The organism is Streptomyces sp. NBC_01520, from assembly GCF_045040375.1.
Taxonomy (GTDB): Bacteria; Actinomycetota; Actinomycetes; order Streptomycetales; family Streptomycetaceae; genus Streptomyces.
This window is the reverse complement of sequence record NZ_CP109404.1, coordinates 6704707-6718367: the sequence shown is the minus strand read 5'-3', so window position 1 is coordinate 6718367 and position 13661 is coordinate 6704707. Positions and strand designations below refer to the sequence as shown.

The 13661-nt window shown below is 69.9% G+C and carries 14 protein-coding genes; 8 read left to right on the top strand and 6 right to left on the bottom strand.

The genetic code is table 11. From position 1 onward, the window contains the following. Nucleotides 1-45: 45 nt before the first annotated feature. From pucL to OG524_RS30265, 6 genes are all read right to left on the bottom strand, one after another. Nucleotides 46-969, bottom strand: a complete 924-nt coding sequence (pucL, locus tag OG524_RS30290; RefSeq protein WP_405387529.1) for a factor-independent urate hydroxylase — start codon at nt 967-969, stop codon at nt 46-48. A 6-nt stretch (nt 970-975) separates the two neighbouring features. Then, on the bottom strand, nt 976-1365 hold the full coding sequence (gene uraH, locus OG524_RS30285; RefSeq protein ID WP_405387530.1) for a hydroxyisourate hydrolase: 390 nt from the start codon (nt 1363-1365) through the stop codon (nt 976-978). Between the two features lie 5 nt (nt 1366-1370). Then, a complete protein-coding gene (gene uraD, locus OG524_RS30280; protein ID WP_405387531.1) occupies nt 1371-1892 on the bottom strand; it encodes a 2-oxo-4-hydroxy-4-carboxy-5-ureidoimidazoline decarboxylase in 522 nt (173 codons plus the stop codon). 168 nt (nt 1893-2060) lie between these two features. Next, the gene (locus OG524_RS30275; RefSeq protein WP_405387532.1) at nt 2061-2438 is read right to left on the bottom strand and encodes a helix-turn-helix domain-containing protein; all 378 of its coding nucleotides are present in this window, start codon (nt 2436-2438) and stop codon (nt 2061-2063) included. Continuing rightward, entirely contained in the window at nt 2435-2686 is a 252-nt protein-coding gene (locus tag OG524_RS30270) for a hypothetical protein (RefSeq protein WP_405387533.1), read from the bottom strand. Before OG524_RS30270 ends, OG524_RS30275 begins: the two co-directional genes overlap by 4 nt. A gap of 71 nt (nt 2687-2757) precedes the next feature. After that, nucleotides 2758-3600, bottom strand: coding sequence for a GntR family transcriptional regulator (locus tag OG524_RS30265; RefSeq protein WP_405387534.1), 843 nt, complete (start codon nt 3598-3600; stop codon nt 2758-2760). Between the two features lie 249 nt (nt 3601-3849). On the opposite strand from OG524_RS30265, the gene OG524_RS30260 reads away from it, so the two are divergent. From OG524_RS30260 to OG524_RS30225, 8 genes are all read left to right on the top strand, one after another. Further along, a complete protein-coding gene (locus OG524_RS30260) occupies nt 3850-5115 on the top strand; it encodes an extracellular solute-binding protein (protein WP_405812032.1) in 1266 nt (421 codons plus the stop codon). Nucleotides 5116-5153: 38 nt separating this feature from the next. After that, nucleotides 5154-6119: a carbohydrate ABC transporter permease gene (locus tag OG524_RS30255; RefSeq protein ID WP_405812031.1), complete on the top strand. Its 966-nt coding sequence runs from the start codon at nt 5154-5156 to the stop codon at nt 6117-6119. Further along, nucleotides 6116-6955, top strand: a complete 840-nt coding sequence (locus OG524_RS30250; protein ID WP_405387537.1) for a carbohydrate ABC transporter permease — start codon at nt 6116-6118, stop codon at nt 6953-6955. The genes OG524_RS30255 and OG524_RS30250 overlap by 4 nt, the downstream gene beginning before the upstream one ends. A 52-nt stretch (nt 6956-7007) precedes the next feature. Further along, a complete protein-coding gene (locus tag OG524_RS30245; protein ID WP_405812030.1) occupies nt 7008-8567 on the top strand; it encodes a beta-N-acetylhexosaminidase in 1560 nt (519 codons plus the stop codon). Nucleotides 8568-8601: 34 nt separating this feature from the next. After that, nucleotides 8602-10035: a cellulose binding domain-containing protein gene (locus OG524_RS30240; RefSeq protein WP_405812029.1), complete on the top strand. Its 1434-nt coding sequence runs from the start codon at nt 8602-8604 to the stop codon at nt 10033-10035. 178 nt (nt 10036-10213) lie between these two features. After that, nucleotides 10214-11041 (top strand): TIM barrel protein, encoded by an 828-nt coding sequence (locus OG524_RS30235; protein WP_405387540.1) that lies wholly within the window; start codon nt 10214-10216, stop codon nt 11039-11041. Nucleotides 11042-11083: 42 nt separating this feature from the next. After that, nucleotides 11084-11977, top strand: coding sequence for a 2-hydroxy-3-oxopropionate reductase (locus OG524_RS30230; protein ID WP_405812028.1), 894 nt, complete (start codon nt 11084-11086; stop codon nt 11975-11977). Nucleotides 11978-12172: 195 nt separating this feature from the next. Then, nucleotides 12173-13630: a catalase gene (locus OG524_RS30225; protein ID WP_405812027.1), complete on the top strand. Its 1458-nt coding sequence runs from the start codon at nt 12173-12175 to the stop codon at nt 13628-13630. Nucleotides 13631-13661 lie beyond the last annotated feature (31 nt).

Sequence of the window (13661 nt, the reverse complement as noted above, 5' to 3'; positions counted from 1 at the left end):
CCCTCGCGCGGCTGCGGGGCGGCGGAGGGCCGGCGCGGTACTGCCTCAGAGGTTGGTCATGTCCACCGGGATCCTCGGCTCGACGCCGTCCCGGAGCACGGTCGCCTCGATGAGGCCGTAGGGCCGGTCGGCGGCGAGGTAGACCTCATTGTCGTTCTTGAGCCCGAACGGCTCCAGGTCCACGAGGAAGTGGTGGTTGTTGGGCAGCGAGAAGCGGATCTCGTCGATCTCGCTCCGGCTCTCGATGATGCGCGAGCCCATCTGGTAGAGCGTCTGCTGCAGCGACAGGGAGTAGGTCTCGGCGAAGGCCTGGAGCATGTGCTTGCGCGCCTGCTCGTAGGACTTCTCCCAGTTCGGCATGCGCTCCTCGTCGCTGGTCCAGTTGTACCGCCACTTCGCGGACACGTCGGTCGCGAGGATGCGGTCGTACGCCTCCTTGAGCGTCGTGTACCTGTCCTTGACGTAGCCCCAGAACTCGGAGTTGGTGGAGTTCATCACCGTGAGGTCCTTGAGACCGGAGATGACCTCCCACTTCTCCCCGTCGAAGGTGATCTGGGTAGTGCGCGTCTCCTGGCCCTTGCGGACGAAGGAGTGCTTGACGTCGTCGGCGCCGATGAACTTCGAGTTGGCGTCCGAGGTCGCGATGCGCTCCCAGGCGTACTCCTCGATCCGGATCCGGGCGACCCTGATCGGTTCCTGCGAGGTCACGAAGTGCCGGGCGAGGTGGATGCCGAACTGTTCGGCGGACTCGATGCCGTGCTCCTTGGCGAACGCGAACACCGTGTTCTTGGTGGTGTCGGTCGGCAGGACGTGCGCGTTGGAGCCGGAGTAGTGGACCTCGTCCATGTCGCCGGAGAGGGCGACGGAGACGTTGAGGTCCTTGATGTGGTGGGTGGCACCGTCCCGCGTGATCCTGACGACGCGGTTCTCTGCTTTGCCGTACTGGTTCTGGCCGAGAATCGTGGGCATTGTCTGCTAGCTCCCTCGGTAAACGGAGTAGCCGAACGGGTTGAGCAGCAGCGGTACGTGATAGTGCTCGCCCGGTGTGACGGCGAACGCGATCGCCACCTCCGGGAAGAACGCACCGCTGTCCCTTACGCGGGGGGCGTCCTGCTGCGCCTCGGCTTGCTTCTGAGTGGTGAGGTACGACTCGGTGTCGAAGACGAGCCGTACATGGGTGGTGCCTTCCGGCAGTGCCGGCAGGTCCTTGCAGCGCCCGTCCGCGTCGGTCGCGGATCCGCCGAGCGTCACGTACGGCGTGCCGCCGCCGCGGGCGGCGAGGGAGACGGTGACGGCCGCGGCGGGGCGGCCGATGCTGGTGTCCAGGATGTGGGTGGACACCGATGCGGTGGTGTCGGTGCTCAAGACCGTCACGCTCCTTGTTCTGGGGAGTCCCGCACGAGGCGGGTCAGCCGGATGCGGTTGATCTTTCCCAGTTCGGTGCGCACGTGTCCGCGCTCCCGCTCGGGCGAGTTCCCGATCCGGGACTTCAGCGCGTCGCGCATCTGCTCACCGGTGGCTCCGGTGGCGCAGATCAGGAAGACGTGACCGAACCGCTCCTGGTAGGCCAGGTTCAGTTCGAGCATCTCGGTCCTGAGCTCCTCGGACACTCCGGCCATCCCCCGCTGTTCACGGGCGGAGGCCGGGTCCCCGGCCTTCGGACGGCCGATCGGGGGGTGGCCTGCCATCGCCTCGGCCAGGTCGTCCGGGGAGAGCTCGGCCGTGGCGGCGTCGCTCGTGGCGAACAGGGCTTCCTCGGTGGCGTACGGCCGGTGGGCGAGGACGGTGCTCCCCCATGCCGTGCTGGCGCAGACCTCGTGCAGCGCGGCAGTGGCCTCGTCGGCCGCCAGGGTGTTGAACCGGGCGAGGCCCGGTGTGGAGCTCGAAGTCACGGGAGCCTCCGTGGCTGCTTCTTCGCTGTGCGTTGTTCGGGCTGCGGACAGCTAACGCCCTTCGCAACATCACGTCAACAGTTTGTTGAAATTCCACGAACGCGAAGAGCCGCCGTCCCGGCATCCGGACAGCGGCTCCCCGGGCCCACGGCCCGCTCCTGGGCTCAACTACGCACCCTTGGTGCCGTTTTCGCGGTTCAGGTAGTTGTAGACGGTGAAGCGGCTGACGCCCAGGGCGGTCGCCACGGTCTCCACGCCGTGTCGTACGGCGAAGGCACCGCGTGCCTCCAGGGTCCGCACGATCAGCTGTTTCGTCTTGCGGTCCAGGTCGGCGAGCGGCATTCCGTGCCTCCGCTCCATCCCGGCCAGGATGTGGTCGAGCGAGTCGGAGAGCTGCGGGAGACGCACGGCTATGACGTCCTGCCCCTCCCAGGCGAGGACCACGTCGTCCGCCTGCGCCTGCTCGGGCCCCAGCAGCTCGGCGCCCATGGCGTCGACGAGCGGCTTCACCGCGGCGACCAGGGGATGGTCCGCAGGTCCGGTCACGGAGTGTCCTCCCCGATCACGTTGACCTGGAGCGAGACCCGGGTGGCACCCGACTCCAGGGTCCTGCGCAACAGCGAGTCCACCGCCGTGAGGACCTGGTCCGCACCGCCCTCCGCCGTGTTGCCGAACGGGCCGACGTCCACCGCGTCCAGGTCGGCCGTCCGGATCACCTCCCGGGCCACGACCGCGTGGGCGGGCGCCTTGTCCAGGTCGAAGGGCTCGGTGGTGAATTCCACCCTCAAGCGCACGGGTGCCTCCCTCATGTCCGCGCCGCGGTCGTCGGCTCGCACGGCTGGCTCCCGACCCTAAGGCACCGCGGTCAGGAGCCCGACTGGATGTCCCCCCGGGTGGACGAGGTGATCGGGTCGCCGTGCGCGAAGTCGCCGGGCGGGATCCCGGGGTGGTGACCGTCCCTGACCAGCCCGGCCGCGGCAGCCGCCGGGCCGAGGGCGAGCCGGGAGACGATCCGGTACCGGTCGCCCCGGTAGAGCGAGTGGACGTACTCCACGGGCCGGCCGGTGGTGTCCGAGGTGAGCCGCTCGAAGAGGAGCGCGGGGGACAGCTCCGGGACCTCCAGGAGCCGCGCCTCGGCCCGGGTGACGACGGTGGGCTCGATGGCCTGCACCGCCTCATGGACGTGCACACCATGGGTGTCCCTCAGGTGCTCGTACAGGTCGCCGGTCTCCAGCTCCTGGGCGGACAGGCCGGGGACGAACGCCGCCCTGATGTGCAGGTGCTCGATGGCCATCGGCGCGCCGTCGACCAGGCGCAGCCGGGCGACGTACACGATCTCCTCGGCGGGTGACATCCGCAGCTTGCGGCCGACCCGGGCGCCGGCCTGGAGGGTGGTGAACTCCAGCAGCCTGCTCGACCACGCCCCGGCGGCCCGCGGGACGCTCAGGGCGAGGTCCGCGGAGACGAGCTCCTGGGTGATCTTCTCGGGTGCGACGAACATGCCGCGGCCGTGCTCGCGGACCAGGAGCCCTGCGGCGACCAGCTCGTCGATCGCGGCGCGCACGGTGGGCCTGGACACTCCGAGCAGGGTGCACAGGGCTCGCTCGGAGGGAATGGCGTCCCCCGGACTGCGCGACTCGATCAGCTCCAGGACGGCGTCGCGGGCCCGCTCCCTCTTGAGCACCGTCCCCGGTACGTCGGCTGCCATGCCCTCCCCCTCCTGACGTCACGTTTCCCTTACCAGTCGGCCAACTGGTGACCACTGGTCAGGGCAGTGTAGCCGCCCTTCGCGACGAGAGCGGAGGCACCGGGCACCCCGAGATCGTCAACGCCCCTTTGCACACAAGGGGTTGACGGTCTCATTGGTCTATGCCACCTTCATCCACCATCAAGAGGTGAGCTGTCCAGTGGGCTTCACTGGTCAGGTGGTCAGGTCTTGCTCCCGTTGAGGTGAACCGTGAAGTACCGCTTGCTTGCCGGTGGTTCCGCGCTCGTGATGGCCGTCGCACTCAGTGCCTGCAGTTCCTCCTCGGACGACGCCGGTGAGGGCGGCGGCCGGACGACGGTCGACGTCTGGCTGATGCGTGACAGCGTCTCGGCCGCGTTCCAGAAGGAGTTCGTCGAGGGCTTCGAGGCCCAGCACCCGGAGATCGACGTCAGGGTCCAGATCCAGGAGTGGGACGGCATCGGACAGAAGATCACTGCGGCGCTGGCCAGCAACGACGCCCCCGACGTGATCGAGGCGGGCAACACCCAGGTGGCGCAGTTCGCCGGGAGCGGCGGGCTGCTGGATCTCAGCGACAGGAAGGCCGAGCTGAACGGCGAGGACTGGCTGAGGGGCCTGGCCGGGCCGGGCTCGTACGAGGGGAAGCAGTACGGCATCCCCTACTACGCGGCCAACCGGGTGGTCGTCTACCGCACGGACCTGTTCGGCAAGGCCGGTATCGACGCCGCCTCCCTCACCACGCGCGAGCGGTGGATCGACGCCACCACAAAGCTGAACGAGGGCGGCACGCAGGGGATCTATCTGCCGGGCCAGCTCTGGTACGCGCTGGCCGGCTTCGTCTGGGACGAGGGCGGCGACCTCGCCACCGAGTCCGGCGGCACGTGGAAGGGCGCACTGGACACACCCGAGGCACTGCGCGGGATGGAGTTCTACGCAGAGCTCCAGGCGCTCGGGAAAGGGCCCAAGGACTCCGACGAGGACGATCCGCCGCAGGCCGAGGTGATGGCGCAGGGGCAGGTGGCCCAGGTCATCTCCACCCCGGGCGGGGCCAACGCGGTCATCGAGAACAACCCGGAGCTCAAGGGCAAGCTCGGCTTCTTCCCGATCCCGGGCAAGACCGCCGGCACTCCGGGCGCGGTGTTCACCGGCGGTTCCGATCTGGTCGTGCCCGCCGCGGCCGGTCACCCCGACGAGGCGCTGACGTTCATCAAGGAACTCACGGGCGACACCTGGCAGAAGAAGCTCGCCGTGGCCATGAGCTACGTACCCAACCGGACGACGCTGGCCTCGTCGGTGGCGGACGACCCCGGCGCCTCCGCGATGGCGGTCGGCGCGGCCAACGGCCACGCGACGCCCAACACACCCGGCTGGGCCGCGGTGGAGGCGGAGAACCCGATCAAGGACTACATGACCGCCGTCCTCACCGGCGGCGACGCCGCGAAGGAGGCGGCCGAGGCCTCGGCGGACATCACCAGGGCAATGAACTCCGGTTCCTGACCCGCCTGTTCATTCCCCGTACCGAAAGGAGGCCTGCCGTGCCGGTCGTCCGCGAACGGACCGCACCCCGCACCCGACTCCCCGCGGGAGCACCGCCGGGGCGGCGGCCCCGCCCCTCGCACAGCCTGTGGCCGTACGCCCTGATCGCCCCGGCGATCGGCGGCATGCTCTACCTGCTCGTGTACCCGCTCGCGCGGGCCGTGCTGATCTCGCTGCAGGACTTCCGGCTCCGCCAGCTGATCAGCGGTGACGCGGAGTTCGTCGGGCTGCGGAACTACCGGACGCTGCTGTCCGACCCACGGTTCTGGGAGGTGGCCGGCCGCACCTTCGTCTTCATGGCCGTCAACGTCGCACTGATCATGGTCATCGCCACCCTGGTCGCGCTGATGACGGAGCGGCTCGGCCGGGGCGGGCGCACGGCGGTGCTCTGTGCGCTGGTACTCGCCTGGGCCATGCCGGTGGTCGCCGCCACCACGGTCTTCCAGTGGCTGTTCCACTCCGAATTCGGCATCGTCAACTGGTCGTTGACCTCGCTGGGCTTCGGCTCGTTCGACCGCTACCCGTGGTTCGCGAACGGTACGGCGGCCTTCGTGATCCTGATCCTGCTGATCGTCTGGCAGTCCGTGCCGTTCGCGGCCGTCACCCTCTACTCGGCGCTCACCACCGTGCCCGCCGAACTCTACGAGTCGGCCCGGCTGGACGGCGCGTCCGCGGTCCGGATCTTCCGCTCGGTCACCTTCCCGATGCTCCGGCCGATCTTCATGCTGGTCTTCTCGCTGGAGGTGATCTGGACGTTCAAGGCGTTCGTCCAGATCTGGGTGATGACCCGCGGGGGTCCGGGCGACGCCACCACGATCCTGCCCGTGTACGCGGTCCAGACGGCGCTCTCCAGCCAGCGCTACGACCTGGGATCCGCCGCTTCGATGGTCACCGTGGTGCTCATGTCCGGGGTGCTCGTCCTCTACTTCCGCCAGATGTTCCGTCAGGAGGACGAACTCCGATGACCCTGTTGCGCCCCCGCATCCGGCGGATCCCGCTGAACGCCGCCGCCGTGGTGACCGTCGTCGTCTGCCTCTTCCCCGTGTACTGGATGATCTCGACGGCCTTCAAGCCGTCCCGGGACATCCAGTCGCCCGAACCGCGGCTCGTCCCGTACACCTGGACGCTGGACCACTTCCGGCGGGCCGTGCAGGCCGACGGCTTCGAGCTGTTCTGGCGCAACAGCGTCCTGGTCACGCTGGGCGCGGTGCTGCTGGCGCTGGCCGTGGCGCTCGGGTCGGCGTTCGCCGTGGCCAGGATGAGGTGGAAGGGCCGGCGGCAGTTCATGCTGCTCGTCTTCATCGCCCAGATGGCGCCCTGGGAGTCGCTGATCATCCCCGTCTACATCATCTCCCGCGACACCGACATGCTCGACCGGCTGCCGACGCTGACCCTCGTCTACTTCATGATCACGCTGCCGTTCACGATCGTGGTGCTGCGGGGCTTCATCGCGACCATTCCGCCCGAGCTGGAGGAGGCGGCGCAGGTCGACGGCTGCACCCGGACCGGCGCCTTCCGGCGGGTGGCACTGCCCCTGCTCGCGCCCGGCCTGATGGCCACCTCGCTCTTCGGATTCATCACCGCCTGGAACGAGTTCGCGTACGCCAACTTCCTGATCATCAAGCAGCAGGACAACCGCACCCTGCCGGTCTGGCTGTCGTCCTTCCAGAACACCTTCGGCACGGACTGGGGCGCCACCATGGCCGCCTCCACGCTCTTCGCCCTGCCCGCGCTGGTGATCTTCCTGCTCCTCCAGCGCCATGTCACCTCCGGCTTCGCGGCCGGCGCCGTCAAGGGCTGACCCCGCTCGCCGTACCCGCGAACCGCCCGAGATCCGAATCCGGAGGCCCTCCGTGCCCGCATCACGCCCCGAGCTCTCCCTCGTACCCCGGCCCCGCAAGGTCTCGCCCCGCCCCGGCCGCTTCGTCCTCGACCACGACACCCGCGTCCGGGCCCTGCCGGGCACCGGGGCCGCGGCCGAGCTGCTGCGCACGCTGCTCGGTCCGGCCACCGGACTGCCGCTCGCCCCGGCGGCCGACGGCCGGATCGTCCTGGCACTCGACCCGCAGCTCGGCGGGCTCGGCGACGAGGGGTACGGCCTCACCGTCGGCCCGCAGGCACTGCTGCTGCGCGCCGCCCGGCCGACCGGGCTGCTCCGCGGGGTGCAGACGATCCGTCAGTTGCTGCCTCCCGAGGCGCTGTCGGGCGGTGCACGGGCCGCGTCCTGGGAGCTGCCGTGTGTCGAGATCAGCGATGTTCCGCGCCACCCCTGGCGCGGCACGATGCTCGATGTGGCCCGGCACTTCCAGCCGGTCTCGTATCTGCACCGGTACGTCGACCTCCTGGCCTTCCACAAACTCAACACCCTCCATCTGCACCTCACGGACGACCAGGGCTGGCGCATGCCCGTGGAGGCCTTTCCGCGCCTGACCTCGGTGGGGGGCCGTCGGGCCGAGTCCCTGTCCGACGGTGTCCCGCACTCGGGGGCGTACACCAAGCAGGAGCTGCGGGAACTGGTCAGCCACGCCGCGGCCCGCGGGGTCACCGTCGTGCCCGAGATCGAGATGCCCGGTCATGTGCGCGCCGCCCTCGCGGCCTACCCGGAGCTGGGCAACCGGCCGGACCGGCGCCTCGACGTCTGGACCAGGTGGGGCGTCTGCGACACCGTGCTCGGCGTCCACGAGCAGGTCTTCGACTTCTGCCGGACCGTGCTGGAGGAGGTCATGGACGTCTTCCCGTCCCCGTACATCCACATCGGCGGCGAGGAATGCCCGACCACCGAATGGGAGAACAGTCCCGCGGCCCGTGACCGGGCGACGGCCGAAGGGCTGGCCGGCCCCTCGGCGCTGCACGGCTGGTTCATGGGCAGGATCGGGTCGTTCCTCGTGGAGCGGGGGCGCACGCCCACCGGCTGGGCCGAGACCGGCACCGAACTCCCCCTCGACTTCACGGTGATGACCTGGCGCGATCCGGCGCACGCCCGTACCGCCGCCCGCCGGGGCCACCGGGTGGTCAGCGCGCACCACCGTGCCACGTACCTCGACTACGCCCAGTCCACGGATCCGGCCGAGCCGTACGCCCAGCCCGGTGCCCCGGTCGGACTGCACACGGTGTACGCCGACGAGCCGGTCCCCGACGACTGGGAGGCCGAGGAGGCCGGACAGATCCTTGGCACCCAGGCGCAGTTGTGGACCGAGTACGTGACGACACCGGACCGGATCGAATACCTCACCTATCCCCGTCTGTGCGCCCTGGCCGACCGCGCGTGGTCCGGCGGACGCGACTGGACGGGATTCGTCGAGCGGCTGCGCCACCACACCGCGCGGCTGGACGCGCTCGGTGTCCCCTACCGCCCTCTGACCGCGCGGTCGCTCACGACCGCCTCCGCAGGAACAGCGCCAACCCCCCGGTAGATCCCCCACCACCGTTCCGGAGAGGAACACCCCCATGAGGAAGACCAGCAGGAGCCGTATCCGTACGGCGGCGGCTGCCGCCGTCAGCGTGGCACTGGGCTGTACCGCCCTCGCCGTACTGCCCTCGGCCGCCGGTGCCGCAGCTGCCGCCGACGGACTCGTCGTCCAGTACCGCACGAGTGCGTCGGGCGCGACGGCCGACCAGAGCGAACCCTGGCTGAAGGTGCGCAACACCGGCGGTACGAGTGTGCCGCTCGACAACGTCAGGGTCCGGTACTACTTCAAGGCCGATTCGGCCTCGGCGGCCTACCGGTTCGCCTGCTCCTGGGCGGTGAAGGGCTGCGGGAACATCACCGGGACGTTCGGGACGCTCGCGAACCCGACCGCCGACGCGGACCGCTATCTGGAGATCGCGTTCACCGCGGGCGCGGGCTCGCTGGCCCCCGGTGCGGACACCGGGGACATGCAGCTGCGCTTCCACCGGGCGGACTGGCAGTCGCTGCGGCAGAGCGACGACTACTCCTTCGGCTCCGGACGGACCACGTACGGCGACTGGCCGAGGATCACCGCGCAGCTGGGCGGGGTGACGGCCTGGGGCGAGGCGCCCGGGGGCAACGGCCCGACGGACCCGACGGATCCCCCCACCGATCCGCCGGCCGACGGGCCGAGGCTGTTCGACGACTTCGACTACAGCGGTCACGCGGACCCGGACATCGCGGCGCACGGCTGGAGCGTCCGCTCCAACTCCGGCGGTCCGGGTGTGCCGGGTGCCGTCTGGGCTCCCGAGAACATCACCTTCAGCAGTCAGAGCGGCAACTCGGTGATGAACCTGGAGACCTCCACGGCGGGCACCGGTGCCTCGACGGAGCAGACCGAGATCCTCACGCAGGCCACGAAGTTCCGCAACGGCACGTATGCGGCCCGGGTGAAGTTCAGCGACGCCCCCCGGTCCGGGCCGGACGGCGACCACCTCGTCCAGACGTTCTTCACCATCAACGACCTCAAGGCGCCGATGGCAGACGACTACGCGGAGTACGACTTCGAGTACCTGCCCAACGGCGGCTGGGGCGAGCCGGCCAACATCCTCTACACGACGTCGTGGGAGACCTACCGCCCCGACCCGTGGGAGGCCGTCAACCAGCACAGCGAGGCACGGCAGAGCTATGCCGGCTGGCACGACCTGGTGGTGACCATCGACGACAGCGCCATCACGTACTACATCGACGGGCAGCACTTCGGCACGCACGGTGCGGCGTATCTGCCCGAGCGGCCGATGTCGATCAACTTCAACCAGTGGCTGATCGATCTGGCGGGCCAGAGCAGCACCACACCCCGCTCGTACGACCAGCAGGTGGACTACGTCCTGCACGTGAAGGACCAGGTCCTGTCCCCGGCCCAGGTGTCCGCGCTGGTGGGGCAGTACCGCGCGGCGGGCACGGCCTTCCAGGACACGGTGCCGGCCGGCTGACCCGGCAGGTGTGACCGGCGGGGTGGAGGGGCGGGTGACCTCCACCCCGCTCCGGCATGTCCGGAGGTCGGGAGGCACCGTCCGGACCGGGCGGCCCGGTCCCCTTGACAGCCCATCCCCCTTCCGGGCAATCTTCCGTTGAGCAGAAACTTACTTCCGCGATACGGAAGGAGCGCAGATGGGCTACTCGGACCAGCGCTTCGATGTGAACCTCTCGATCCTCTTCACCGAACTCCCGCTCCTGGAGCGCCCCGCCGCCGCGGCGGCCGCGGGCTTCACCGAGGTCGAGCTCTGGTGGCCGTGGACCCGGACCCCCACCCCGGCGCGGGCCGAGCTCGACGCCCTCAAGGGGGCACTGGACGAAGCGGGCACCCAGCTGGTCGGGCTGAACTTCTACGCGGGGCAGCTGCCCGGACCCGACCGCGGCGCGCTCTCCGTACCAGGAGCGGAGTCGGACCGCTTCCGCGCCAACATCCCGGTGGCCACCGCGTTCGCCGACTCGGTCGGCTGCCGGGCGCTCAACGCGCTGTACGGCAACCGCGTCGACGGCGTGGACCCGGCCGTGCAGGACGCGGTCGCCCTGGAGAACCTGACCGCCGCCGCCCGCGCGGCCGACGGGATCGGGGCCACCCTCCTGATCGAGACCCTCAACGAGCCGGAGTCGCCCCGCTATCCGCTGGTGAGCGCACCGGCGGCGATCGAGGTCGTCGACCGGGTCAACGAGGCGACGGGCCTGGGGAACGCCGCTTTCCTGCTGGACCTCTACCACCTGGCGATGAACGGCGAGGACCTCGGCCAGGTGATCAAGGCGTACGCCTCGAAGACCGGCCACGTCCAGATCGCCGACAGCCCGGGGCGCGGCGCGCCGGGCACCGGCTCGCTCCCGCTGGAACGGCTCCTCGACGAGCTGACGCAGGCCGGTTACACGGGCCGGGTCGGCCTGGAGTACAAGCCGGGCGACCGGCCGAGCACGGAGTCCTTCGACTGGCTCCCGGACACCCTCTAGGGTCCACGGCCCTCGTACACACGCTTATCGGAAGGCACCCTCATGAGCAGCAACCTCCCCAAGGTCGCGTGGATCGGACTCGGCATCATGGGCTCGCCCATGTCGGAGAACCTGATCGAGGCCGGGTACGACGTCACCGGCTACACCCTGGAGCAGGACAAGGTGGACCGGCTGGTCGCGGCGGGCGGCACGGGTGCCGTCTCGATCGCGGACGCGGTACGCGACGCCGATGTCGTCGTCACCATGGTCCCCGCGTCCCCGCAGGTCGAGGCAGTCGCGTACGGTCCCGATGGCATCCTGGAGAACGTCCGGCCGGGCGCACTGCTGATCGACATGTCCTCGATCACCCCGCAGACCTCGGTGGACCTGGCCCGGAACGCGAAGGGCAAGGGCGTCCGCGTGCTGGACGCCCCGGTCTCCGGCGGTGAGGCCGGCGCGATCGAGGCCGTCCTGTCCATCATGGTCGGCGGCGAGCAGAGCGACTTCGACGCCGCGCGACCCCTGCTCGACGCGCTGGGCAGGACGATCGTGCTGTGCGGCCCGCACGGCTCGGGCCAGACGGTGAAGGCCGCCAACCAGCTGATCGTCGCGGTCAACATCCAGGCCTGCGCCGAGGCCGTGGTCTTCCTGGAGAAGTCCGGCGTCGACCTGGCCGCGGCCCTCGACGTCCTGAACGGCGGGCTGGCCGGCTCCACGGTGCTGACCCGCAAGAAGGACAACTTCCTCAAGCGGGACTTCGCCCCGGGCTTCCGGATCGACCTGCACCACAAGGACATGGGCATCGTCACGGACGCCGCCCGCAACGTCGGCGCCGCACTGCCCGTCGGCGCGGTCGTGGCCCAGCTGGTCGCCTCGCTGCGCGCCCAGGGTGACGGCGGCCTGGACCACTCGGCACTGCTGCGCTCCGTCGAACGCCTCTCCGGCGCGCAGGTCTGACGTCCCGGCCCGGGTCGAACCCTCCGGTCGGCCCCCCTGAACTCCGGGTCGCGGTGGCGCTGACACCTGTCCTGTCGCGCCCAGGCGCTGCCGCGACCCGGAACCCACTCTTCCAATTTCAACAAACTGTTGACGTCTTGTTCGCGGCGAATCTACGCTCCGGAGGCCGTCAGCAGCCCCGTACGGAAGGTCTTCATGTCGAAGCGTGTGCTCACGACCGAGTCAGGCGCCCCGGTCGCCGACAACCAGAACTCCGCCACGGCCGGCGCCGGCGGGCCGATCCTCCTCCAGGACCAGCACCTGCTGGAGAAGCTCGCCCGCTTCAACCGCGAGCGCATACCGGAGCGCGTCGTCCACGCCCGCGGCTCCGGCGCGTACGGCTACTTCGAGGTGACGGACGACGTCACCGGCTTCACCCGTGCCGACTTCCTCTCCGAAGTGGGCCGCCGCACCGAGACGTTCATCCGGTTCTCCACTGTCGCTGACTCCCTGGGCGGCGCCGACGCCGTACGCGACCCCCGGGGCTTCGCCCTCAAGTTCTATACGAACGAGGGCAACTACGACCTGGTAGGCAACAACACCCCGGTGTTCTTCATCAAGGACCCGATCAAATTCCCCGACTTCATCCACTCGCAGAAGCGCGACCCGTTCACGGGCCGTCAGGAGCCGGACAGCGTCTGGGACTTCTGGGCGCACTCGCCCGAGGCGACGCACCAGGTCACCTGGCTGATGGGCGACCGGGGCATCCCCGCCTCGTACCGCCACATGAACGGCTATGGGTCGCACACGTACCGGTGGACGAACGCGGAGGGTGAGGCCTTCTTCGTCAAGTACCACTTCAAGACCAACCAGGGCGTGCGCTCCCTCGCGGCCGACCGGGCCGCCGAACTCGCCGGCAAGGACGCCACCTCGCACCAGACGGACCTGCTCCAGGCCATCGAACGCGGGGTCAACCCGTCGTGGACGCTGCATGTGCAGGTCATGCCGGCCGCGGAGGCCGCCGACTACCGCTTCAACCCGTTCGACGTCACCAAGGTGTGGCCGCACAGCGACTATCCGCTGCGGCGGGTGGGCCGCCTGGTGCTCGACCGCAACCCGGACAACGTGTTCGCCGAGGTCGAGCAGGCGGCGTTCTCGCCGAACAACTTCGTGCCGGGCATCGGCCCGTCCCCCGACAGGATGCTGCAGGGCCGGCTGTTCGCGTACGCCGACGCGCACCGCTACCGGCTGGGCGTCAACCACACCCAGCTCCAGGTCAACGCGCCGAAGGCGGCCGTCGTCGACAACTACGGCCGCGACGGGCTGCACGCGACCCGGAACGGCTCGCGCCGGGACAGGAACTACGAGCCCAACTCGTACGCCGGCCCGGCCGAGACCGGCGAGGCCCTGTCCGCCCCGCTCGCCGTACACGGCTGGACGGGTACGCACGAGGCGCCCACGCACACGAAGGACGACGACTTCTTCCAGGCGGGCGAGCTCTACCGGCTGATGTCGGACGACGAGAAGGACCGTCTGGTCGCCAACATCGCGGGGGGCCTCTCGCAGGTCACCCGTGACGACGTGATCGAGAAGAACCTCGCCCACTTCCACGCGGCGGACGCCGACTACGGCACCCGCGTGGAGAAGGCGGTCCGCGCCCTGCGCGAGGACTGATCCTTCCCCCGAGGCCCTGCCCGTGCCGCCT